Here is a 23,543-nt window from a genome sequence, read left to right as displayed (position 1 = left end):
GTGGTGGCATGGAGGAAAACGCCCCGGTTAAAGTTTACATGACGAGAAAGCTCATAGGCGTTGAACCTGATGATACCGTAAAGCGGGCCTGCGAGGTCATGGTCGAGTTCGACATCGGTTCTCTGGTTGTCGTTGATAAAGGGAAGGTGATCGGCTTCTTCACGAAGAGCGACGTGATAAGGCGCGTTGTAATTCCAGGTTTACCAAACACGACACCCGTCAGGGAGATAATGAGCAGCAAGCTGATAACTGTTGGCGCAAACACCCCGGTGAGAGAGGTACTCGACCTGATGGCGAAGAAGGGCGTCAAGCACATGCTCATCAAGGAGGGCGACGAGATAATTGGCATCTTCAGTCTGAGCGACCTTCTTACCGCCAGCAGGAGACGGCTTGAAACGGCCATAGCGGCTGAGTGATGCCTATGATCAGGATTGCCCACATAAGCGACACACACATAACAAGTGAGTCAGCGTACAAGGGCTACGCCTACGACCTCATCGTGAACGAGATAAACCACGGAAATTTCGACTTCGTTATTCACACCGGGGATGTGACCAACCAAGGGCTGCGCGAGGAGTACGAGAGGGCCTCCTACGAGCTGAAGAAGATTCAGAAACCCCTCATTGTTATTCCGGGCAACCACGACGTCAGAAACGTCGGCTACGAGCTCTTTGAGAAGTTCATCGGCCCCCTAAACGGTGTCTTTGAGTTCAGGGATGGAGTTATAGTCTGGGTGGACTCAACGATCCCGGATCTGAGCGATGGCAGGATAGGTGGCTACAAGTTCAAGTGGCTCAAAAAAAGACTTGAGGAGTACTCGGACAGGAAGTTCAAAATCGTTGTCTCTCACCACCACATCGTCCCGCTGCCGGACACGGGTAGGGAAAGGAACGTGCTATTCAACGCAGGCGACGTTTTGGACCTGCTCCTGAGGCACGGGGTGAACCTCTACACCTGCGGGCATAAACATGTTCCCAACGTCTACCGCGTGGAGGACATGGTAGTTGCCAATGCGGGCTGCACCTCATGCAGGAAGACACGCAAGGGCGATGTTAACAGCTACAACATCATAACCCTCCACGATGACGAGAGGATAGAGGTAACGATCAGGCGCGTTACAGGGGAAGAGCTGAAGAAGGAGTACCCGCCTGTAAGACCGAAAATATTCGTCCCCCGGGGCAAGAGGCTTTTGAGGATAGTCCAGATGAGCGAGAGCAATGTCTCGGACAGGATTTACTTCAGACAGAAGGTTCTCGAGAACGCCATACGAACGATAAACGAGAGGCTGAAGCCGGACATAGTGATCCACTGCGGCGACGTCGTCGATATGGGTATAGAGCGCTATTACGAGAAGGCCTACGAGTTCTATGAGAAGATAGAGGCCGAAAAGCTGGTCGTTCCTGGACACAATGACATAACCTATCTCGGCTACGACCTCTTTAAGGAGTACTTCGACAAGCCGAAAATACTGGAACTCGGAAAGTTCACGTTCATCCCTGTGATAAGTGCCCAGTACGAGACGCCAATAGGTGTCGTGGGAAGGATAGGCCAGAAAAAGCTCGCCAGACATCTCGAGGACTACAGCGAGAGCTTTACCATCGTAGTGATGCATCACAACATAGTGCCGATTCCAAAGAGCAGGGAAGTCGGCTTCCTGGAGGATGCTGGCGACGTGCTTAAGGTTCTGACGAAAGAGAAAGCAAATCTCGTTTTGACAGGTCACGGAGGCAACTCCTTCGGTGTGAAAGTGGAGAAAACTCCGGTAGTCAACGCCGGCTCTGTGAGCTGGGAGCTCCACAGGAACCCCTACGGAAACACATTCAACCTAATCGATGTCTACCGTGACATGGCGGTAGTCTTCGAGGTTCAGGCAACCTGGGGCTCGGGAAGGCTATTAGGAATATGGAAAATAAAGGGGCCCTTCAATCTTTGACCATTGCATCTATTTGTTCCATGAGCCTTTCCATTATATTCTCCATTATCGAATTGACGGTGTTCTCGAGCTCAACGTTGTTTATTATCGGTATCCCGTACTCCTTGGCTCTCCCGACTATGAAGTCCTGTATCTCCAGGATGGCGTCTATATGCTTAAGGTAGTAGTCAGCCGATCTCTTGCTGTAGCGGGCCCTCTCGTAAAACCTTGCCTCAAAGTCCCTCTTGCCCTTGACGGTTATCACGTACATGAAGCTGTTCTCATTGAGCTTGATGTACCCTGGGACTAAATGAATGCCCTCGATTATCGTGTTGAAACCCTCTTTGTAGGCCCTCTCAAGAACGGCGCTAACACCGACGGAAACATGCTGAACCTGATTCTCAAATCCCCGTATGAGGGGAGAATTACCTCTCTTCCTCGAGCTCACAACCTTCCATGCAAGAAAAGATGATGTGTGCAAATCAGGAAGAAGTTCCGGTGCTATTATCTTCCTCATAACCTCCCTTATGGTGTCCGTACCTATCACGCTTCGTATTCCAAGACGGAAGGCCAATTCGGTCGCTATGGTGGACTTTCCAACGCCCGTTGCTCCACCTAGGAGGATTGTTATTGGGATTTTAAGCCTCCGGAACTGGCGCCAGAATAAATAGCGCTTCGCAGCCTCATTAAGCCCGTGGTCGAGGAGCTTCTGATAAGTCAGCTCGCGTATCTCCTCAGTGGTCACTAGTTTGAGTTTCCTCTCCGTCAGTTCCTTCTGAACCTCGGTGGCTATGATATAGGCTATTCCAACGTCAACCCCGGCGAGTGTTATAGAGCGCGTCAGTATGCCCCTCGAAAAGGGGAGGCGTATCTTCCTCTCGGGGTCTGTCACGATTATCATGCTCTCCCCTCCAGCAGGGCGTGGCCGAGCTCAAGGACGGCCTTCCTCAGGTCTTTTCCGTCGATGTTGACAGGCTCGTTGTCGAGGTAAATGACTTCGATTCCCCGCTCCAGTGCCCATCTCGTCACCACATCAACGGCGGCGGCTTTGAGCTCAACTGCGACTGCATCTATGTCTCTAAAGCTCTCGAGGTCCCTCCAGAGGAGGGGTCTCTTCGAAAGGTTGTCCGAAGTGTAGGGCACCTCTGCACCGAGCCCTTCGAGATGCTTCTTCGCCTTTGGCAGGGCCTCACTGGAAGTCATCACCAGGCCGAGCCGTTTGTCTGAAACATCACCGAGTGGCCTCGGGCGGAAGGCGATGAAGTGCAGGTCAACATCGGGGTTGATCTCCAGTATGGCATCTCTCAGGGCTTTCCACCTCTCTTCGCCCACGGAATCAGCCATCGTAACAACCACTATATCCGCCAGTGAGACCCTGAAGGTACCGAAGTATCCCCTGACGAAGTCGAGCTTTTGCTTGGCGCCCACCACGACAACGTATCTGTCCGCCCTGTAAGTGGGAAACGTCGCCCCGCTGCCCTCGAGGATTATTAAATCGTTGGGCAAGTTCTCGGCAAGCTTCACACCCTCATCCACCACGTCGAAGAAAGGAAAGCCAGCCATTCCACCGCCGCATCTTCTACAGCCAATGGTTGTTACGCGTGAAGTTAACGCATCCTCGAAGTGGTCAGAGGCGGCGTGTTTTCCACTCTCGGCAAACTTGAGCAAAAACTCGGGAGTTATTTCGAACTTATCGCCCTCTATCAGTTCGGGCTCTTCAGGGCCGCCGCGGCCCATGGTAACTATCACTGGCTTTGCTATCTCTTTCAGAGTCCTCGCGATGAAGCCACTCACGGCTGTTTTTCCAACCCTCTTGCCCGTACCTATAACGGCCAGGCTCGGCTTTTTGGTCTTTTTGAGCGGTTTTGGCTTAAAGTAGAAATCTGCTCCCCGGTAGGACACACCGTAGAGCATGCACAGGGAAGCAATCCTAAAGCGGTCTTCATAGTTGAGGACGGGCTCGTCGCTTAAGTCGACAACCTCGTCGACCTTGTTCTCCTCCAGAGCCCGTCTGAGGGCGTCGAGATAGTTGGGTGAGTGATAAACTTTAACCCCTATCTTTCTCTCAACTTCTCCAATGCTCCCAATCTTCTCACTTCCACCCAGGAAAACGGCACAACAGACGTCACCAAGCTTTTTTATCGCCCATGAGATGACGTCAGGATAGTGCTCGCCGTCAATCAAGACCAGCTTCATACCATCACCGTACTCAGTTAAACCCAAGGGGATTTTAACCTTTGCCAGGGAAGAATTTCTTGGGAGTTCCCAGGAAGGATTATAAACCTTCAAAACACCATAGTAATATGACGACCACCTTGGTGGTGTCTATCTGGAGGTGTAAAAATGGCTGAGATGATAGTTAAGTCCAAAGTTAAGGAAGCCGTGAAGGCCATAGACCCCGAGATGAGAATTAACCCGGAGTTCTACGAGGCTCTTGAGGCCGAGATTAAGGTTCTTATCGAGAAGGCCGTCAAGAGGGCCAAGGACGAAGGCAAAAAGACCCTCTACCCGAGGCACGTCTGATTTTTCTTTCCCTTCTTTTTAATGAACCGGTGAGCTTTTATTCGTAGGTGCCTAACTTTTCCGGTGGTATCATGGGGCTGAGAAAATTTGGAGATTCAGCTTATCTTTATCCGGGCAGTCCGTCAACCCTCATCAGAATCTCTGATGGTATGGCGGTTCTTATTGACCCTGGTCACGGGAGCGGAAGGCACAAGGACTTAAAGATAGCGGCAAAAAAGCTCGGGCTGGAGATTAAAGCCCAATTAGCCACTCACGGTCATGCCGACCACGTCTCTGTTGCACCAGGGATAGACGCTCCGCTATTCATGCACCGCTTCGAGTTCTCCATAGCTGAAAGCCCGCTCAATAGGGAGCTTTTAACCTTCGGCTCGAAAGCGCCAAAAGGTTTCCTCGTTTTCCAGTTCCCTGAGGAGGTAAAGGTTCACGCAGTCTTCGAATGGGGAGACGAACTCTTCGGAGTTAAAGCCATAAGGCTAAACGGCCACTCGCCGGGAATGACAGGCTTCCTCGACGAGGAAAACGGCTTGATCTACGCCGGTGACGCCTTCTTCGGCGAGAGAGTCATAGAGGCGGTCGGCCTTCCATACCTGGTCGAGCCAGAATTATTTAAAGCCTCAATTATGCAATTACAAAATTATGCAGAAAAGGGCTATACCCTGATTCCCTCCCATGGAAAGGCCGTTAGTAGTAAAGAGGCGCTTGAAATTCTTGACTTCAACCTCAAAAGAGTTGAGGAAGCTGAAGAGCTTATCTTAGGGCTCCTCAGAACGCCAAGAAGCCTCGACGAGCTGGCGTTCATGATAATGAGGCACTACGGCATTGAGATTACGCCCCAGAAGCTCGCCCTTAACCTCGTTCCGCTGAGGGCCTTTGTGGCGAAGCTCTACAATGAGGGTGTAATAGAGGCAATAGTGGATAATGGGCTAAAGTGGAAGGTCAGGAAAGAGTGAGCTTTGTGGCCCTCAACTACTCCCCATCGTCCGAATAGCAGAGGTAGCGATACGGGCAGAATTTACAGGCGTAGTCATTCCAGCCCTTGGGGGGCTTTCCTTTTTCGTAATGCCTCTTGACGTTGTAGAAGTGCTTGAGAGTTTCGCGGAACAGCTTGCCGTCGTAGGGCACTTCAAAAGCCCTAAAGTTAGGCCCCTTGACGATGGGAAAGCGGGAAAAGTCGATTTTGCGGATAATTTTCATAGGCTCCTCGTGGAGCTTGATGTAGTAGAGATAGCCGTACTCGGCTTCAGCCCAGCGGAGATATATGTTGAGCTGGGCAAGGTGATAGTCGTATGGGACTCTCGGCAGACTCGTCTTGCCTTTGATTTCGATGGGAAAGTCCCTTATAGCATCCACCCTTCCGTGTATCTCGAAGCCGAGCCTGGAGGAGCGGAGAATCATGTGCTTCTCAAGCTCGAAGCCGAAGCGGTTCTTTAAAATCTCGCCGAGCACGTTGTGGGTGTTTATCCCCTGGTTCAGTCTCACTCTAACGAACTCTGGCCACTTCTCGGGGTAGCCCTTCAGGCGAAAGTATATCCTTCTCGGGCAGGTTAGGGCCTCGCTCGCGTAAAACTCCAGGAATCCATCGTTCTCCTGGCGCTGATTAAGACTCGTCATTGATGTCCCTCCAGGAAACGGGGCGGGTCATTGGCCCGCGAACCTCGCCGCCCCTGCGTCAGCTAATACCGACGTCATCACCCATCAGACTGGGCAAGGGTCGTCATCCGCTTGGAGAGTTAAAGCTTACCCACCATTTAAAGCTTTGGGGAAGAATTTGGGGAGTGAAGGGAGAGGGGAAAATCAGAAAATAGTCCCCTTCTTCCGCTTGAGCGAGTAGCTTAAGCCGTAGGCCGGCCAGAGGCTCGGCGGCTGGTTGTAGTGGTGCAGGTTACGCAGTATCTTCTCCGCGGTCTTCCGGTTCTTTGCCTTAACGCGGAGAACATCACGCTCAAGCTCGACGGTTCCATTGGAGAGTCTGATTGTGAGCTTCGAGCCGTCGACCTCTGGGCGGGCCTTCATCAAAAGCCGCCTGTAATCTTCATAGGCTTCTTTGCTTAACTTCTGCTCAAGAAGGGCGGGTTTTTCACGTGGCTTAAGCAATCTAGACAGCCAACTATTCGGGGGTTCTTCATCCATAGAGTCCATCGACCTCCGGAGGACTTCTCGCTTTATCTTCGCCCTTTAGGTTTTTAAGGCTTTCTCATCGCTTTTTGCCGAAATGACGAGAGGAAGGCTTTTAAGGTTTTCTTGATGAGTAAGGCCGATGGTAAGGACACAGCTCATAAAGCCCCGAATCAGAGAGATTCTCTCACGCGAACTTCCGCCGGAGTTAGTCTCCATGCTCCCAAAGCACTGGGTTCAGATAGGGGACGTTCTGATTCTGCCGCTTAGGCCAGAACTGGAGCCATACAAACACCGGATAGCCGAGGTTTATGCGGAGGTTCTCGGCGTTAAAGCCGTCCTCAGAAAGGGCAGAATAGGCGGCGAGTTCCGAGAGACGAACTACGAGCTTCTCTATGGGAGCGATACCGTAACAGTCCACGTCGAGAACGGGATTAGATACAAGCTCGATGTCGCTAAAATCATGTTTTCGCCGGCAAACGTCAAGGAAAGGGTGAGAATGGCGAAGGTTGCCAAGCCGGGCGAGCTGGTTGTCGATATGTTCGCTGGAATCGGCCACCTCAGCCTCCCAATGGCAGTTCACGGAAAAGCTAGAGTGATAGCCATAGAGAAGAGCCCCTACACCTTCCGCTTTTTAGTTGAGAACATCGAGCTCAACAAAGTACATGACAGGGTGACAGCCTACAACATCGACAACCGCGACTTTCCGGGTGAAAACATCGCCGACAGAATCCTCATGGGCTATGTAGTGAAAACCCACGAGTTCATTCCCAAGGCCCTGAGCATAGCGAAGGACGAGGCTATAATCCACTACCACAACACCGTTCCCGAGAGGCTGATGCCGAAGGAACCCTTCGAAACCTTCAAGAAAACGACCAGGGAATACGGCTACGAGGTCGAGAAGCTCAACGAGCTGATAATCAAGCGCTACGCCCCGGGAGTGTGGCACGTGGTTCTGGATTTAAGGGTGTTCAAGCGGTAGGTTTTTAAAGATAATAGTGATTATCCTAATGGTGATTAGGCTAATGGTGATTATCGAGCGTCGTGAACTCGAACCATTGCTGAACACTAAGTGGTCTCTCTGGTATGGCAGAAGGAAGACAGGTAAGACATTCTACACCAGAGAAAAGCTGAGGTACTCCTACTATTTCATCGTGACTCATGGTAGGGAGATAATAAACGTTGAAACCGGTGAAGCGTTATCCTTCAGTGAGTTTCTCAGGATGTTTCCCCTTCTTCTAGGTACGGGCAGGATCGTCGTTGACGAGTTCCATCGTCTGGATGAACCATTCTTTTCTCTCCTTCAGGGTCTCTCGGGAAAGGGTGAATTAACACTCATTACCTCAACGAGACATTATTTCAGACGCTTTATTGGTGAGAACAGTCCACTCCTCGGGCTCTTCCATCTGATAGAAGTGGGTCTAGTCGATCCAAGGGATGCGCTCAAGTTCATAAACTCCTTGGGCTTTGAGGGAAAAACCCTGGTTGAACTCGCCCTTCTCATTCAAGAACCATGGCTCGCACCATCAGTAGAGATTCTCGGAGATGAAATCTTCAAAAGTTTAGGAAGGATGCTCCAAACCTATGTCCCCAGCCTTGTGGGGGAGATCTTCAACGAAGAGGAGCGTGAATTAACCCACAGGTACTCCGCTATTCTTGAGTCAGTATCTAACGGAAAAAGAACAGCAAGTGAAATAGCAAAAGAGCTGTTTTCGAGAGGCCTTATAAAAAAAGAGACGCATGGGGCTGTGGCACCCTATTTAGATACCCTGGTCGAAATGGGCCTTTTAAGGAGGATAACTGTTTATGGAAGGACAAGAAAAACTTACCAGTACCAGCACGTATCTCCAATAGTGGACTTCACATACTATCTCAACGCCAAATACGGATTCTTGGAGACAGGATTACCAGATGAAACCGTCGAAAGGCTCTTCCGGGAACGGCTTCCGAAGTACGTTGAGCAGTTTTTTGAAAGGCTACTCTCAAAACATCACGCACTCCAACCAGTTAGGGTTGAAAAGCCCAAACTCGAACTCGATGTTGCATTATTGAGAAACAAAAAGCTCCACTTAGTCGCTGAAGTTAAATGGAAGGAGAAAATTCGTGAGAAGGACATCAGAAAAGCTGAGAACAAATTCGAAGAGGCAGGGGGCAAGATTAATCTCCTGATAGTTCCGGATAAAGAAGCCTTACCGCGTGAACCCGAAAACGCCAAAGTTTTCGACTGGAGGGATGCCCTAGCCCTTTCCTGAACCCCACAGCGGTTTCCAGTCGTCGCAAATGAAGTTCATATGGACGGTCTTCATGTGCTTTCTGCATATCCCCTGCGTCGGGAAGTATGAGTCGATTGCGCCGAACCAGAGGCAGTTCTTGCAGGCTTTTAACTTATCATCCATAGAGTTCACCAATGAAAGTTTACGCGCCTTCACATAAACTTTTGGTCGTTCCTGTTCTTTCAAGTTCCTGACAGTTAACAGATGGGCTTAACTTAACATGTCCTGTGAAATGCATCCTTTTGCGAAGACCTTATATCCACCAAACCGAAAATCTTTCGAGGTGATTCTAACATGGCAATGAAGGGATGGTGGGGAAGGATCCTCAGGGTTGACCTGACCAACAACAAGGTCTGGGTGCAGGAGTATTCTCCAGAAATTGCCCAGCAGTTCATCGGTGGTAGGGGTCTCGCAATCAAGATCCTATGGGATGAAGTCAAAGGTGCCGACCCGCTCGGACCGGAAAACAAACTCATCTTCGCTTCTGGACCGTTCAACGGTCTTCCGACTCCAAGCGGCGGTAAGATGGTTGTGGCAGCGAAAAGCCCGCTCACCGGCGGTTACGGTGACGGTAACCTCGGCACCATGGCGACTGTCCACCTGAGAAAGGCCGGCTACGACGCTATTGTCGTTGAGGGCAAGGCCAAGAAGCCGGTCTACCTCTACATTGAGAACGATAACGTCAGCATACTCAGCGCCGAGGGCCTCTGGGGCCTCGACACCTTCAAGACTGAGGAGGAGCTCAAGAAGATACACGGCAAGAACGTCGGAATCCTCAGTATCGGCCCCGGTGGCGAGAACCTCGTCCGCTACGCCGTTGTCATGTCCCAGGAGGGCAGGGCCGCTGGAAGGCCCGGTATGGGTGCCGTCATGGGAAGCAAGAAGCTCAAGGCCGTCGTCATAAAGGGAACCAAGGAGATACCCGTCGCGGATAAGGCAAAACTCAGAGAACTCTCAAAGGAGGCCTATGAGGCCATCCTGAATTCACCGGCCTATCCGTTCTGGCACAGACAGGGAACCATGGCAGCAGTTGAATGGACCAACGAGAACTCGGCTCTGCCGACCAGGAACTTCAGCGACGGTTCCTTCGAGTTTGCCCGCTCGATAGACGGATACACCCTTGAGGGCATGAAGGTCAAGCAGCGCGGATGTCCCTACTGTAACATGCCCTGTGGAAACGTTGTCCTCGACGCCGAGGCCCAAGAGAGCGAGCTTGACTACGAGAATGTTGCCCTACTCGGCTCAAACCTTGGCCTTGGCAAGCTCAACGAGGTTTCCGTTCTCAACAGGCTTGCCGACATGTACGGTCTCGACACGATCTCCCTCGGAGTCTCGATATCCTTCGTTATGGAAGCCGTCGAAAGGGGACTCCTTGAGGAGGGTCCGACCTTCGGTGACTTCAAGGGCGCTAAGCAGCTCATTGAGGACATAGCATTCAGGCGCGGTGAACTCGGCAACTTCGCCGCCGAGGGTGTCATGAGGATGAGCCAGAAGCTCGGCGATGACAGCTTCGCCATGCACGTCAAGGGCCTTGAGACGAGCGGTTACAACTGCTTCATCTACCCGGCCATGGCGCTTGCCTTCGGTACCAGTTCAATCGGTGCACACCACAAGGAGGCATGGGTCATCGCCTGGGAGATCGGTACCGCACCGATTGAAGGCGAGCAGGCCAAGAAGGTCGAGTACAAGATCACCTACGACCCGGAGAAGGCTGCTAAGGTCATCGAGCTCCAGCGCCTCAGGGGCGGTCTCTTCGAGATGCTTACCGCCTGTAGGCTCCCGTGGGTCGAGGTCGGCCTGAGCCTCGACTACTATCCGAAGCTCCTCGAGGCCATCACCGGCGTCAAGTACACCTGGGACGACCTGTACAGGGCAGCTGACAGGGTCTATGCTCTCATCAGGGCCTACTGGGTCAGGGAGTTCAACGGAAACTGGGACAGGAAGAAGGACTATCCGCCGAAGAGGTGGTTCATCGAGGGCCTCAAGAGCGGCCCGTACAAGGGCATGCATCTCGACGAGAAGCAGTACGACAAGCTTCTCAGCGAGTACTACAGGCTCAGGGGCTGGGACGAGCGCGGAATTCCAAAGAAGGAGACCCTCAAGGAGCTCGGCCTCGACTTCGTCATTCCGGAGCTCGAGAAGGTTACCAAGCTTGAGTGATTTCCTCTTTTTCTTCTCCAACAAATTTTTAGCCTTCGGAGTTCAAGTTGGCACGGTGGTGAGAATGATTAGGATCAAGCTGATGGGAGCTTTCGCCCATCTCGCGAAGACGAGGGAGCTCAACGTGAGGATAGAGGGCAAGAAAACTGTGGACAAGATTCTGAGGGAGGTAATTCCGAGATACGACGAGTTCAAGGAGAAGATCATCTTCATTAACGGCCAGCCCGCGAGGGGCGACGCCGAGGTTACCGACGGCGATGAGATTAAGGTGATGCCGGTTTTGAGCGGGGGTTGAAGGAGGGCCGTTCTTTTCTTTGCTTTGGAGTTAAGTATAAGAACCCGTGAGAGTATCCTCTCGTTGGTGTGAATCATGGAGAGGAAGCTCACTGATTTCATCGGCCATGCCTCCAGGAAGGATAACGGTTTAACCCGTGAGGAGCTTGAGAGGGTTCTTAAGAAGGCCGCGGATTTAATCAGGACGAGGGTCGATTACAAATACATCCTCCTCCTGCTGTTCTTGAAGAGACTGAGCGATGAGTGGGAGAAGGAGTTTGAGGAGTACGTTAGGAAGCTCATGAAGGAAGGGCTGGACAGAAAGACCGCCGAAGAGCTTGCCCTCAAAGACAGGGAAGCGTACACGATTAACTATCCACCTGAATACCTCTGGAGGAAGCTCCGCGAGAAGGACATCGAGAGCCTTCCCCAGAACCTCTCGCAGGCCCTCAAGAAGCTCGCCGAACTGAACCCCAACCTGAGGGGTGTCGTTGACCGCTTTGACTTCATGGAGTTCATGCTCCACAGGGACAACGCTGAAATACTCAGGCAGCTCTTCGAGCTCTTCAGCGGGTTAGACCTTAAGAACGCCTCGCCCGATGTTCTTGGCGATGCCTACGAGTGGATTCTAAGGTATTTTGCCCCACAGAAGGCCAAGGAGGGTGAGGTTTATACCCCAAGAGAAGTCATCAGGCTCTTAGTTGAAATCCTCAAGCCGGAGCCGGGCGAAGAGGTTTACGATCCATCTATGGGTTCTGGCGGCATGCTCATCGGAGCTTATCTCTACGTTAAGGAGCACCGCGGAGCGGATGAGGCTAAAAAGCTCTTCCTCTACGGCCAGGAAGTCAACCCAACAACCTACGCTTTGGCCGAGATGAACATGATACTCCACGGCATCAAGTCGCCAAAGCTGGCGGTCGGCGATACACTGCTACGGCCACAGTTCAAGGACGGTGAAAGGCTCAAGCGCTTCGATGTGGTTATAGCCAACCCGCCCTGGAACCAGGACGGCTACGGCGAGGAGACTCTCAAGAAGGCCGAGTTCAAGGAGGAGCGCTTCAAGTACGGCTATCCACCCAACAACTCTGCTGACTGGGCGTGGATACAGCACATGCTCGCGAGCGCCAAAGATAATGGAAGGGTTGGCATCGTCATAGACAACGGCGCGCTCTTCAGGGGCGGGGCTGAAAAGAAGATAAGGGCGAAGATACTCAAGGACGACCTGCTTGAGACGGTAATTCTGCTTCCCGAAAAGCTGTTCTACAACACCGGCGCACCGGGGGCCATAATGATATTCAACAGGAACAAGCCGGAGGACAGAAAGAATAGAGTCCTCTTCATCAACGCCTCTCAGGAGTACGAGCAGCACCCGGAGGTCAGAAAGCTAAACCGCCTCGGTGCGGAGCACATCGAGAAGATTGTTGGAGCTTACAAAGATTTCAAGGAAATCGAGGGCTTTTCAAGGGTTGTCATCATCGACGAGATAAAGGAGAACGACTACAACCTAAACGTCACCCTCTACGTCTTCCCGATAGAGGAAGAGGAGGAGATCGACGTTAAGGCCGAGTGGGAGGAGCTGAAGAGGATTAACGAGGAGCTGGCCAAGGTTGATGAGAAGATTGAGGGATATTTGAGGGAGTTGAGATATTGATGAGGATAAGTTGATATCTATATTGTATGCTATTTTGACATATTTTCAATTTTTGTTAAATGTGCTTGGCGTTTTAGTATAACTTAATTCAGTAATCCTTTTATTATAGTAACAAATGAGTTTGATTCCGGTGGTCCGATGGTTAGAAGTATATCTCTTAATATTTATGCTGACGAGCAGATGGGTCTTAAGTATGATGATCACGAATTTTTGGCAATTGGCATCCTTTTGATACCAGAAGCTAAGCATGATAAGATAATAAACGACTTATTAAACCTTAGATGTCTGAACGAGAAAAATACTCATGGATGGTACTGGAACTATGAAGACTGCCCAGCTAAAGACATTTGTAAGCCCATGTATCATAAATATAACAATGTGGAGATCCATTATAAAAAGATTAAAAATCATGACAGCAGGTTCAAAATAGCAAAGAGATGGCTTAGATACGTAAAAAGTGAGACAATACCATTCAGCATTCTATATATAAACCTTACAAACTTAAGTGCTGAAAGATTTGGCCAAGAACTATGGCATCAAAATGTGTATAACCGATTTTTCCGGACAAATCTAAAATTTGCCTTGAGAACGTTCTTTTTTAATGGAAGTTATGATAAGATTGTTGTTAACGCAATTTTCCATGATATGTCAGAAGGCCTCAAGAAACACTCTTACTTTGAAATTAAAAATCCAAAAAAAGTGGAAAAAGAACTTAATGGAAATTTATTAGGTGGAAAACACGTGATAATGCCAGATAAGGTTACATTTATAGAGTCTGACCATAAAAAGTCAGATTCTAAAAAAGAGTCTCAACTTGTTCAATTAACGGATCTGCTTCTGGGAGTTGTCACCCAAAACATTTTCTACACTGCACGCAATAATAATGCAAAAAAAGAACTTGCAATGATAATCCGGCCAGTGATAGTGGATTTCTTTGAAAATCCTTACAGGGGATTTTATTATAAAAGGAACATAAGTTTCTTTCCGAAATATCCAATACAAGATGCCGAATTCATGTTCCAAGATTTAGAAGGTAGCATACGAATTGAAACTCGCAAGAATCTCTTTTATCGGGACATTTCACTTAAAATGCCCTCAGTACGTGAAAAAGGCCAATTGAGCTTAGAGTCGTGGTTTGACAAGGCATAATTATTTTAAACTGCTGAGGAATATATCGATTTGTGATGTAAGAATGGCAACAAAGAAAAAGAAGAAAAAGAGAATTTACAATCCAGTGACTGGCAAATATTATGAACTTCGCCAAAGAACAACAAAAAGTGGGAGAGCTGGGCAAATCAAAGGTCTTTGGCATCCTCCAAAAAAGAAAAAGAAGAAAAAGTCAATATGGGACATAATATTTGGATGATTGGTGTTAAAAATGGACAAGATTTTTCTTGACTCTAATGTTATTGCTAATTGGATTTTAATAAAAAAAGCTCAGGAAGGGAATCAAGAATTGAGAAAAGATAAACTTCTTCGGGAAAGATTTAAACGATTTAGCTATTCTTATACTTTGATTGAAGGTTTAAGAGAAATTAGTAATTATGAAACTTTGATTTCCCCTCTTGTTATAGCTGAAGTGTATCATGTTGTATATAATGAGGTGCTATCCCTCAAGCTTTATCGTTTAGGCATTCCACTAACTCTATGGTCTAAATTAAAGAATAAACATAAGCTTACGGAGGAAGAAAAGTTTGAGATATGGGAGGCTGTGACAAAGAATATTAAAGAACTTAGAAAGAGTGTTAAGATTGTTAATGACGAAGTTGATGAGGAAATTTATCCTAAGTTACTCCTCGATTACAATCTAAGACCTCATGATGCTGTTCTGCTGACTACTGCCATAATTAATGGATGTGCTTGGTTTATTACAAATGATAAAGAGATCGTGAATCTTAAACGGAGAAAGCTGTTTAAGGATGTACTCCTTACAACTCCAGAATTGCCCCAGAACTTCTTAACTGTATCAAAAGGTGAGTAGGTGAAAACTAATGCAAGCCAAAATTACACTCAAGAAAACTCCAATCGGCGAGATTCCCGAGGATTGGGAGGTTGTTAAGTTAGGAGATATTTTAGAGGAAGTCAATTTAAGAGCAAAAAGCATGGAGCATTTTGATAATATTCCAATTTTATCCTTAACCAAAAATGAAGGCTTGATCCTTCAAAAGTACCGATTTAACAAGAAGATAGCTACAGGGGATCTCAGTAAGTACAAAATAGTCAAAAGAGGATGGGTGGTCTACAACCCCTATGTGATATGGGAAGGAGCTATCCACGTACTTGGGAAGTTTGATATTGGATTGGTAAGTCCAGTATATTTAGTTTGGAAACCAAAAGAAGCAGTGGATGCAACATTCTTAGATTACTTACTGAGAACCAAGAGAATGCTCTACGAATATTTCAGGTTGTCCGAAGGCGTTGTACAGAGACGAAGAAGCATCAAAAAATACAGATTCAAGGACATTTTAATCCCCCTCCCGCCCCTCCCCGAGCAGAAGAAAATCGCCGAGATTCTAAGGACGGTTGACAAAGCCATCGAGAAGACCGACGAGGCAATTGAAAAGACGGAGCGCTTAAAGAAAGGCTTGATGCAGAGGCTTTTGACCAGGGGAATCAAGCACAAGAGGTTCAAGAAGACCGAGCTGGGCGAGATCCCGGAGGAGTGGCGGGTTGTGGGGTTGGGAGAAATTGCGGATTTAAGGAGTGGGGGCACTCCAAGCAGAAAGAAACCTGAATACTGGGAAAACGGGACAATCCCCTGGGTAAAGTCAGGGGAATTGAATGATGGAACAATTTACGAAACTGAAGAAAAGATAACTGAAATAGCGGTAAAGGAGTCTAGCGTGAAGATGTTTCCAAAGGGAACTTTGCTGATAGCACTGTATGGAGCAACCGTAGGAAAAACTGCCATCTTGGGCATTAATGCAACGACAAACCAAGCGATCTGTGCAATTTTACCAAAGGGAGAGCTGTTTGATCCTAGCTTTTTACAATATTGCATTATTCACTCCAGAAACAGGTTAATATCGCAAAGTAGTGGCGGTGCTCAGCCAAATATCTATTTGTATGTTTTAAAAGAGTTCAAAATCCCTCTCCCGCCCCTCGAAGAACAAAAGCAGATCGCTAAAATCCTCTCCACTATTGACAGGAGGCTCGAACTCCTGAGGAAGCGCAGGGAGAGGCTTGAGAAGGTGAAGAGAGGGTTGATGAGGGATTTACTTACCGGAAGAAGGAGAACCGTGTTCTGAACAATCAAAAAGTATAAATACTTTGCAGCAGTAACTTAGTAAGTCGTGTGCAGAGGCGTGGATGCTCCTGATCTTGGGAATGTCAGCAGATCCAGTAGCTACAGTAACAATAGTAAAACTAATAATGGAGGTGGTCGAGATGGCCATGTTAACATCCTCAGTGCTTCAGAAACTTACGGGCGGAGTGGTGGCTCCCCTCTGGGTTCGGAGGTACTAGGGAGCCACCATCGCGATCAGGAGCATTCCCCCTCGCTTCCCAGAGGGGAGGGGGTTCAAATCCCCCACCTCCGCCCACAACTAGGTAGTATGGTGGAAATCATGGAAAACAGCCCGGGTTGGGGTATTGAAATTCTAAAATACCTTGATAAGATATCAAATGGGCGTGCTCTTCCGTTAATATTGGCTCTTGACATACTAGCTTTGATAGTTAGTGGCGCTCTTGCGCTGGAGAATGTTATTTCTTTTAAATACATGCTTCTCTTTATGCTCATTATTTTAGGAGTTTCCTTATATTTCGTCATGATAGAAAAAACAGTGATAATAGAAGAGAACAAAACTAAGCGCAAAGAGCTTAGTGTCAAAGATAGAGAACTTGATATTAAATACCAACTAATGGAATTTTCAAAAATTAAATTTTCGGACAATATCAAAAGATTCTTTGAAGTCCTAGAGAAGCATGGAATTCAAACTCTAAAAGAAATTGAGGCCGAAATTACTTCCCAAATTACGAGGGCAGTAATAGTCATGGAATCTGGTGAAGGTATATTATCCAGAGAATCTACAGAACAGTACAAAAGGAATGTCAGTCAAGTACTAACAAGCTACTTACAAAAGAGGCATAATTTGGATAAAGGCCCAACATCTTTCTTTAAATTATTTTTTGATCTAAAAATTCGTCCTCAAATTCAAAAAGTTTATAGAGTCGATATTACTGGAGTGTCCTCATTTGTTGTATTTTTAGATAAAAACAAGGACATAATAACCTTTGGAGAGGAAATAATACGGGAATATAAGAATTTTGTGAACGAGCAGGTTAGTACATTCCAGAATAGCAGTGAATACAAGCGATTAGGGACCTATGAAAAACAATATCTTCAACAATGGGCACGTTCATTTAATCCCCCTTATCATCCAAAAATAATAATTTCTGTTCCATATCAGAGCGACCTGATAAATTTCCCCCAAATCTTCCCAGAAGAAGAAAGAGAGCGATTTGAAAGAGAGATAAGGGATGTCATCCATCAGAAACTAGAGGTATCTCCAATTAAGATATCATATCTGTTCGAGGCTTCTGGATTCGAGAACCTTCCAGTGTTGTTAGGAGAAATCGAGAAAAAAGATCGCTGTATCAAACAAAAAATAAGTGGGAATCCTAGTTTATATATTAAAGATCTGTTGGCTAGGAGTGATCCGTATACTGACATAATGACCGCTCTGGAACAATGTGTCCCCTCAGAGATATATGACAAGATTAATCAGTATCCCTCTCATTTAAAGCGGTTACAGGAATTAATACGGGATTTAGCAGAGTTACTAGCTTAATGTTTTAATTTTCGAAAACTGTTTTAATCATAAACATCCAACCTCTCTAATGCCCCCGATGTTAACACGTTAATAGGTGTCTCCCCATGCCCGCTCAAACCCCCGAATACCTCCAGTGCGAGAAGCCTATCATCGAGCGATTAAAGGAAAAAGGCTGGACTTACAGGAGGGGCATCGAGGTTCTCGAAGACGAAAACGAGCCCCTCCTAATCTCAAGGCTGAAGCGTGCGATAGTTAGGATAAACGGAGTTAGCGAGAAGGAAGCGGAGGAGGCAATCAACCTCCTCAAGGCCGCTCCTTTCGGCGTTGAAGGTTCCCGCAGGGTTCTCGACTATCTCAAGAACGGCGTCCCCGTGAAGGATGAGGGAACCGCTCAACCGAAGAGGCTGATGCTCATTGACTATGAAAACCTCGGAAACAACGAGTTCCTCGTTGCCAACCAGGTCGGCTATCCGTTTAAGACCAAGATACCCGACCTAATCCTCTACGTCAACGGCATCCCGCTGGTCATCATCGAGTGCAAAAAGCTCAACGTGAGCTGGAAAAAAGCATACGGGCAGATTAAGGACTACGAGAAGGAGATGCCCGAGCTCTTCAAGTACGTGCAGGTAGGGATCGCCGTTGGAGATAAACCCGTCTATTTCCCCATAGTACCATGGCTCGGGAGCGTCCCGGTCTATGAATGGAAGGGCGAGAGCTTTGATGAGCTGGACAACCTGGTTGAGCTTTTAAAACCTGAGACTCTCCTTGACGTCCTCCGCTACTTCACCTTCTACCGTGAGAGCGGTGGGGCGTTCACGAAGGTTCTGCCGAGGTACATGCAGTACCGGGCGGTTAGAGAGATAGTGAGCATCGCTCTAGCTTACGCGAGGGGCGAGACGGAAAGAAACAGGGGCTTGATCTGGCACTGGCAGGGAAGCGGGAAGACGCTGACCATGATATTCTCCGCCTATAAAATCAAGCGCCTGCTTGGCAACCCCACAATTTTCTTCGTCGTTGACAGGAGGGAGCTGGAGAGACAGCTGAGCGGCGAGCTTAAAGCCGTGGGGCTGAGCTTTGAAGTCATAGATTCAATCGAGAAGCTCAAGGAAGTCCTAACCCACGCCGATGGAAAGAGGGGAATATTCATCACGCTCATCCACAAGTTCCGCGCCGAGGATCTCAATGACGTGCTGGAGGGGCTCAAGAGGGAAAGCCGGAGAAGAAAGACGATAATGAACCGCAAGGACGTCGTGGTTCTCATAGACGAAGGCCACAGAACCCAGTATGGCGAGCTTGCTTCGACTATGCGCTCGATACTCAAGAGCGCGTCCTTCTTCGCCTTTACCGGCACCCCAATAGCAAAGAAAGGGCGCGATACCTACGCCACCTTCGGCTATAAGGACAGGCCCTACCTCGACAGGTACTTCATAACGCAGTCCATAGAGGACGGCTTTACTGTGAAGATAGCCTACCAGGCGAGGCTTGAGGAGGACGTTCACCTAAAGAGGGAGCTCCTTGAGGCATTTCTCTCATCGAAGCTGGAGGAAATCCCAGAGGAGTACCGCGGAAGGGTAGAGGAGAAGCTCAAGAAGAGGCTCAACGCGATAAAAGTATTCCTGAAAAACCCGAAGAGGATCGAAATGATAGCCCAGGACATAGCAAGGCACTATAAGGAGAGCGTGGAGCCGTTTAAAGCAATGGTCGTCGCCGTTGATAGGGAGTCCTGCGTCTTATACAAGCGCGCTCTCGACAAGTATTTGCCAAGGGAGTACACCGAGGTCGTGATGACGTTCAACCGGGACGACAGCGAGGTTATCAAGGCATATCAAAAAGAGCTTGAAGAGCGTTTCCCAGGAAAAGACATGGGGGAAATCCGCGAGAGAATTCGTGAGGATTTCAGGAACAAGGAGACTCCAAAAATCCTGATAGTTACCGATATGCTCCTCACGGGCTTTGACGCCCCAATCCTTCAAACCATGTACCTGGACAAGCCGCTCAAGGAGCACAGGCTCCTTCAGGCAATAGCGAGGACCAACAGGCCCTTCATCAAGAATGGCGAAAACATCAAGCCCTTCGGCCTCGTTATAGATTACGTGGGCATATTCAAGGAGTTGAAGAGAGCGCTGGAGATCTACGATGAGGTTGACATCGAAGGGGCCGCCTACAGCGTCGAAGAGATAAAGGAAGAGCTCAGGAAAAAGATCGCTAAGGCTATGAGATACTTTGATGGCCTTGAGCCGAGAAGAGATAGAGAAACCATAATGGCTGCCGTTGAAAGGCTCTTTAGAACAAATAAGGGAGAGGAGTTCCAGAGGCTCTACAGGGAGATAAGGCACCACTACAAGCTCCTCAGGGAGGACAGAGATGAGTTCCGGGAGGCCTTCAAATGGCTCACGGAGGTCTACTATGCATACAGAGCGAAGGTTGATGGCGTTCCGCCGGAAGTTGAACTCAAAGCCGACGAATTCTTCAGGGAGGCCCTTAGGTTCATACACGAGACGGTGGACATAGAGGAGATAAAGACTGACTTTCCAATAATCGAACTTGACGAGGAGTTCCTCAAGAAAGTAATGAGGGAGAGGGATAAGCGGAAGGCATTTACTAACCTCTTATTCTCAGTCAGACACTACGTAAACACCCACAAGGGACCTTTAACGGAGGACTTAGTTGAGCAGGTAGAGAGGATAATCGAAGCCTGGAGGCACAAGAAGGAAGAAATCGAGAAGCTCTATGAGGAGCTCCTTGGAATAGCACAGGAAATAGAAAAGCGCTCGCAGGAGCAGAGAAAGCTCGGTTTGAACGAGCTCGAATACGCCCTTCTGATGGTGCTCAAGAGGCACGTAAAAGCCAATACTGACGAGCTGATCAGAGGGGTCAGAAAGTTGCTCAAGGAGACCGAGGGGCTTAGGTTCCCCCGTTGGACAGAGAAAACCGAGATTGTCAGCGAAGTCTCGCGGAAGGTTATGCTCTTCATTGTGAGGGAATATAAGGAGGAATGCAACGACATCATCAAGACGCGTAATGAGCTCCTAGAGGTGCTCAAAAGGTGGGGATAGAGTACCGCTTAATTCTGAGGGACGTTAAGTATCCCCGCATCGAGATAAGCCCCCTTGGGGAGGTTAAGGTAATAGTCCCACCGAATGCAGACGCCGAGGATCTGGTGAAGAGAAAGAAGGAGTGGATAGAGAAGAAGCTAAGGGAAATCGAAGAAGCCAAGATGAAGTTTCTCCCGCTTTCCAGTAAGCTCATACTCGACGGTGAGTTCTACGAACTCATCGAGTCAGAGGAGTTTGGGGTTAATCCAAAGTTTCACGTGGTTCTCCTGCCCAACAACGATTTGGGGATGCTAAAAAGATGGCTGAAGAGTCAGCTGAGAGAAGAGCTGGAATTCAAGGTGAGACTATTCTCATCGGTCTTTGGGGTAAAGTACAGAAAAATCTACATCCGCTTTCAGAAGACAAAGTGGGCAAGTTGCTCTGAGAAAGGAAATCTAAGCTTTAACCTGATGCTTATGGCGCTACCAGAGGAACTCAGGGACTACATCATAATCCACGAGGTGGCCCACCTCAAGTTCCAAAAGCACTCTCGCGCATTTTGGGAGCTCGTGAGGGAGTATTATCCAGATTACATGCGTGCCCAGAGGGGACTGAGAGAGTACTGGCTTGCGCTCCAGTACAACGAGGTGTGGAGAAAGCTTAGAGAGGTTTAGACGAACGAGGTTTAAGGAAGCAAAGTTTGTCAAGGAACAACTTTTGGAAAAACCAGAAGGGATGAGTTAGTATGTCCTTTTAAACTGACTTGCGAGTGTGGGTTTTCATTGAAAAACTAGGCCATTTAGCAGGTTTCCCCATTTTTAGGCGCTCGAAGAGCGCCGAAGGCAGTGAAACCTTGAAAAACAGCGATTTGAGCTGAAAACCACTTGGAAAATTACGAGTTTAAAAGGACATACAAACTTTGATCAAACTTTCGCTTGGCGAAAGTTTGTTTGGCGCCGGGGCAGGGATTTGAACCCTGGCGGGCTCGACGCCCACGGACTCTCCAGGCCCGCGCCTTCCCAGGCTAGGCTACCCCGGCGCGTAAAAAGGGGGAGAATCACGAGATGAGCTCGATCTCGATGGTGACGTCCTCAGGGACGCGAATCCTCATGATCTGGCGCATGGCCCTTTCGTCGGCCTCAATGTCGACAAGCCTCTTGTGAACGCGGAGCTCGAACCTGTCGAAGGTGGCGGTGCCCTCTCCGTCCGGGCTCTTCCTGGTGGTGATCCTGATCCTCTTGGTCGGAAGCGGGATCGGACCGCTCATCCTAACGCCGGTCCTCTCGGCTATCTGCTTAATCTGGTCGGTGACCTCGTTGAGGGCCTTAATGTTGGTGCTTGCGAGCTTAATCCTTGCCTTCTGCATTTCCGTCCCTCCTAAGAGCTAAGGAAGTAAAGGAAGGAGAAGGCCTTCACTCGGCCTTCTGGATGGAGATAACCATACCGGCAGCGACGGTCTGGCCCATGTCACGGATGGCGAACCTGCCCATCTGCGGAATCTCCTTGACCGGCTCGATGACCATCGGCTTGGTCGGCCTGAGGACGACGATGGCAGAGTCACCGGTCTTGATGAACTGCGGGTTCTCCTCGACGACGTTACCGGTCCTCGGGTCGAGCTTGGCAAGGAGCTGCTCGAACCTGACGGCGACCTGGAGGGTGTGGGCGTGGAGGACCGGGGTGTAACCGACGGTGATGGCGGTCGGGTGGTTGAGGACGATGATCTGGGCCTTGAAGGTGTCCTTCGGCCTGACAACGGTCGGCGGGTTGTTGGTGTGGCCAGCAACGTCACCGCGCTTTATGTCGTTCTTACCGACACCCCTGACGTTGAATCCGATGTTGTCACCCGGAAGGGCCTCCTGCATTGGCTCGTGGTGCATCTCGATGCTCTTAACCTCACCCTGGATCGGCTTGTGGAAGATGGTGCTGGCCGGCTCGAAGATGACGACGTCACCGACGCGGAGGACACCGGTCTCGACACGGCCGACCGGGACGGTACCGACACCCTTAATGGAGTAGACGTCCTGGATCGGGATGCGGAGCGGCTTGTCGGTCGGCTTCGGCGGCTCTGGGATCTGGTCGAGGGCCTCGATGAGGGTCGGACCCTTGTACCAGGGCATCTTGTCGCTCTTCTTAACGACGTTGTCGCCCTCCCAAGCGCTGATCGGGATGATCGGGAAGTCCTTGTAACCGAGCATCATGAGGAGCTTCTTAACCTGCTCGGCGACCTGCTTGAACTTCTTCTCGTCGTAGTCAACCATGTCCATCTTGTTGATGGCGACGATGATGTGGCCGATACCAAGGGTCCTAGCAAGGAAGGCGTGCTCCTTGGTCTGCGGCATGACACCGTCGGTGGCAGCAACCACGAGAACGGCAGCGTCGGCCTGGCTGGCACCGGTGATCATGTTCTTAACGAAGTCCCTGTGGCCCGGAGCGTCGATGATGGTGATGTACCTGTGCGGGGTCTCGAACTTGGTGTGGGCGACGTCGATGGTAATACCTCTCTCCCTCTCCTCCTTGAGCCTGTCCATGACCCAAGCGAACTTGAAGGACTTACCCTTCTCACCCATCTCCTCGAACTTCTTGATGATGTTCTCCGGTATGTTGGCGGTGTCGAAGAGCAGCCTTCCGATGGTGGTGCTCTTTCCGTGGTCGACGTGGCCGATAAAGACTATGTTAACGTGTGGCTTCTCCTTTGCCATTTCCAAACACCTCCGAATTTTGGTCTAGTCTCGTTTGACTAGGATGGCTTTTTAAATCTTTCGAACTTCGGCTCCCTCGGGCGGGAAACCCGCCTTTTTCTCGGGGGAGCCTCATGAGTTCCGGAGTGAA

At 49.3% G+C, this 23,543-nt stretch carries 23 protein-coding genes and 2 tRNA genes; 17 read left to right on the top strand and 8 right to left on the bottom strand.

Going from position 1 to position 23,543, the window contains the following annotated elements; genetic code table 11:
- The first annotated feature begins 8 nt into the window (after window positions 1-8).
- Both E3E32_RS02310 and E3E32_RS02305 read left to right on the top strand, forming a co-directional pair.
- Entirely contained in the window at window positions 9-416 is a 408-nt protein-coding gene (locus E3E32_RS02310; RefSeq protein ID WP_167729995.1) for a cyclic nucleotide-binding/CBS domain-containing protein, read from the top strand.
- Window positions 417-421: 5 nt separating this feature from the next.
- Window positions 422-1,933: a metallophosphoesterase gene (locus E3E32_RS02305; protein ID WP_167730911.1), complete on the top strand. Its 1,512-nt coding sequence runs from the start codon at window positions 422-424 to the stop codon at window positions 1,931-1,933.
- On the opposite strand, the gene E3E32_RS02300 is transcribed toward E3E32_RS02305, so the two are convergent.
- Together E3E32_RS02300 and E3E32_RS02295 are read right to left on the bottom strand one after the other, a co-directional pair.
- Window positions 1,923-2,813 carry a 2-phosphoglycerate kinase gene (locus E3E32_RS02300; RefSeq protein WP_167729994.1) on the bottom strand — a complete coding sequence of 297 codons (891 nt, stop codon included), beginning with the start codon at window positions 2,811-2,813 and terminating at the stop codon, window positions 1,923-1,925. The genes E3E32_RS02305 and E3E32_RS02300 overlap by 11 nt on opposite strands.
- On the bottom strand, window positions 2,810-4,108 hold the full coding sequence (locus tag E3E32_RS02295) for a 2,3-diphosphoglycerate synthetase (RefSeq protein WP_167729993.1): 1,299 nt from the start codon (window positions 4,106-4,108) through the stop codon (window positions 2,810-2,812). The genes E3E32_RS02300 and E3E32_RS02295 overlap by 4 nt, the downstream gene beginning before the upstream one ends.
- A gap of 147 nt (window positions 4,109-4,255) precedes the next feature.
- Between E3E32_RS02295 and E3E32_RS02290 the strand changes: the two genes are divergently transcribed.
- Both E3E32_RS02290 and E3E32_RS02285 read left to right on the top strand, forming a co-directional pair.
- Entirely contained in the window at window positions 4,256-4,435 is a 180-nt protein-coding gene (locus tag E3E32_RS02290; RefSeq protein WP_167729992.1) for a hypothetical protein, read from the top strand.
- A 71-nt stretch (window positions 4,436-4,506) separates the two neighbouring features.
- Window positions 4,507-5,385, top strand: a complete 879-nt coding sequence (locus tag E3E32_RS02285; RefSeq protein WP_167729991.1) for an MBL fold metallo-hydrolase — start codon at window positions 4,507-4,509, stop codon at window positions 5,383-5,385.
- Window positions 5,386-5,401: 16 nt separating this feature from the next.
- Here the strand turns inward: E3E32_RS02285 and cas4 are convergent, their stop codons facing one another.
- Together cas4 and E3E32_RS02275 are read right to left on the bottom strand one after the other, a co-directional pair.
- Window positions 5,402-6,046 carry a CRISPR-associated protein Cas4 gene (cas4, locus tag E3E32_RS02280; protein ID WP_167729990.1) on the bottom strand — a complete coding sequence of 215 codons (645 nt, stop codon included), beginning with the start codon at window positions 6,044-6,046 and terminating at the stop codon, window positions 5,402-5,404.
- A gap of 183 nt (window positions 6,047-6,229) precedes the next feature.
- Window positions 6,230-6,565 (bottom strand): hypothetical protein, encoded by a 336-nt coding sequence (locus E3E32_RS02275; protein WP_167730910.1) that lies wholly within the window; start codon window positions 6,563-6,565, stop codon window positions 6,230-6,232.
- A gap of 127 nt (window positions 6,566-6,692) precedes the next feature.
- Between E3E32_RS02275 and E3E32_RS02270 the strand changes: the two genes are divergently transcribed.
- Together E3E32_RS02270 and E3E32_RS02265 are read left to right on the top strand one after the other, a co-directional pair.
- Entirely contained in the window at window positions 6,693-7,532 is an 840-nt protein-coding gene (locus tag E3E32_RS02270; protein ID WP_167729989.1) for a class I SAM-dependent methyltransferase family protein, read from the top strand.
- 28 nt (window positions 7,533-7,560) lie between these two features.
- The gene (locus E3E32_RS02265) at window positions 7,561-8,802 is read left to right on the top strand and encodes an ATP-binding protein (RefSeq protein WP_240910550.1); all 1,242 of its coding nucleotides are present in this window, start codon (window positions 7,561-7,563) and stop codon (window positions 8,800-8,802) included.
- Here the strand turns inward: E3E32_RS02265 and E3E32_RS02260 are convergent.
- A complete protein-coding gene (locus tag E3E32_RS02260; protein WP_206205246.1) occupies window positions 8,788-8,955 on the bottom strand; it encodes a hypothetical protein in 168 nt (55 codons plus the stop codon). The genes E3E32_RS02265 and E3E32_RS02260 overlap by 15 nt on opposite strands.
- A gap of 168 nt (window positions 8,956-9,123) precedes the next feature.
- On the opposite strand from E3E32_RS02260, the gene for reads away from it, so the two are divergent.
- The 11 genes from for to E3E32_RS02205 all read left to right on the top strand — a co-directional run bounded on the left by for (window position 9,124) and on the right by E3E32_RS02205 (window position 21,388).
- Window positions 9,124-10,983, top strand: coding sequence for a tungsten-containing formaldehyde ferredoxin oxidoreductase (gene for / locus E3E32_RS02255; RefSeq protein ID WP_167730908.1), 1,860 nt, complete (start codon window positions 9,124-9,126; stop codon window positions 10,981-10,983).
- A gap of 64 nt (window positions 10,984-11,047) precedes the next feature.
- Window positions 11,048-11,278, top strand: coding sequence for a MoaD/ThiS family protein (locus E3E32_RS02250; RefSeq protein WP_167729987.1), 231 nt, complete (start codon window positions 11,048-11,050; stop codon window positions 11,276-11,278).
- 75 nt (window positions 11,279-11,353) lie between these two features.
- A complete protein-coding gene (locus tag E3E32_RS02245; protein WP_167729986.1) occupies window positions 11,354-12,907 on the top strand; it encodes an N-6 DNA methylase in 1,554 nt (517 codons plus the stop codon).
- 138 nt (window positions 12,908-13,045) lie between these two features.
- Window positions 13,046-14,056 (top strand): DUF3800 domain-containing protein, encoded by a 1,011-nt coding sequence (locus tag E3E32_RS02240; RefSeq protein WP_167729985.1) that lies wholly within the window; start codon window positions 13,046-13,048, stop codon window positions 14,054-14,056.
- Window positions 14,057-14,099: 43 nt separating this feature from the next.
- Window positions 14,100-14,273, top strand: a complete 174-nt coding sequence (locus tag E3E32_RS02235; protein ID WP_167729984.1) for a hypothetical protein — start codon at window positions 14,100-14,102, stop codon at window positions 14,271-14,273.
- A 12-nt stretch (window positions 14,274-14,285) separates the two neighbouring features.
- Entirely contained in the window at window positions 14,286-14,888 is a 603-nt protein-coding gene (locus E3E32_RS02230) for a PIN domain-containing protein (RefSeq protein ID WP_240910584.1), read from the top strand.
- Between the two features lie 10 nt (window positions 14,889-14,898).
- Window positions 14,899-16,155 carry a restriction endonuclease subunit S gene (locus E3E32_RS02225; protein ID WP_167729982.1) on the top strand — a complete coding sequence of 419 codons (1,257 nt, stop codon included), beginning with the start codon at window positions 14,899-14,901 and terminating at the stop codon, window positions 16,153-16,155.
- Between the two features lie 177 nt (window positions 16,156-16,332).
- A tRNA-Pro gene (locus tag E3E32_RS02220) sits at window positions 16,333-16,449 on the top strand.
- Window positions 16,450-16,464: 15 nt separating this feature from the next.
- Window positions 16,465-17,697: a hypothetical protein gene (locus E3E32_RS02215; RefSeq protein ID WP_167729981.1), complete on the top strand. Its 1,233-nt coding sequence runs from the start codon at window positions 16,465-16,467 to the stop codon at window positions 17,695-17,697.
- An 86-nt stretch (window positions 17,698-17,783) separates the two neighbouring features.
- Window positions 17,784-20,735: a type I restriction endonuclease subunit R gene (locus E3E32_RS02210; RefSeq protein WP_167729980.1), complete on the top strand. Its 2,952-nt coding sequence runs from the start codon at window positions 17,784-17,786 to the stop codon at window positions 20,733-20,735.
- On the top strand, window positions 20,726-21,388 hold the full coding sequence (locus E3E32_RS02205) for a SprT family zinc-dependent metalloprotease (protein WP_167729979.1): 663 nt from the start codon (window positions 20,726-20,728) through the stop codon (window positions 21,386-21,388). The genes E3E32_RS02210 and E3E32_RS02205 overlap by 10 nt, the downstream gene beginning before the upstream one ends.
- Window positions 21,389-21,665: 277 nt before the next feature.
- Here E3E32_RS02205 and E3E32_RS02200 read toward each other — a convergent pair.
- From E3E32_RS02200 to tuf, 3 genes are all read right to left on the bottom strand, one after another.
- Window positions 21,666-21,753 (bottom strand) — tRNA-Ser (locus E3E32_RS02200).
- An 18-nt stretch (window positions 21,754-21,771) separates the two neighbouring features.
- Window positions 21,772-22,080: a 30S ribosomal protein S10 gene (gene rpsJ / locus E3E32_RS02195; protein WP_012571711.1), complete on the bottom strand. Its 309-nt coding sequence runs from the start codon at window positions 22,078-22,080 to the stop codon at window positions 21,772-21,774.
- 46 nt (window positions 22,081-22,126) lie between these two features.
- Window positions 22,127-23,413: a translation elongation factor EF-1 subunit alpha gene (tuf, locus tag E3E32_RS02190; RefSeq protein ID WP_167729978.1), complete on the bottom strand. Its 1,287-nt coding sequence runs from the start codon at window positions 23,411-23,413 to the stop codon at window positions 22,127-22,129.
- Window positions 23,414-23,543 lie beyond the last annotated feature (130 nt).

This window comes from Thermococcus sp. GR6, from assembly GCF_012027415.1.
Taxonomy (GTDB): domain Archaea; phylum Methanobacteriota_B; class Thermococci; order Thermococcales; family Thermococcaceae; genus Thermococcus; species Thermococcus onnurineus.
This window is presented reverse-complemented; position numbering and strand designations above follow the sequence as displayed.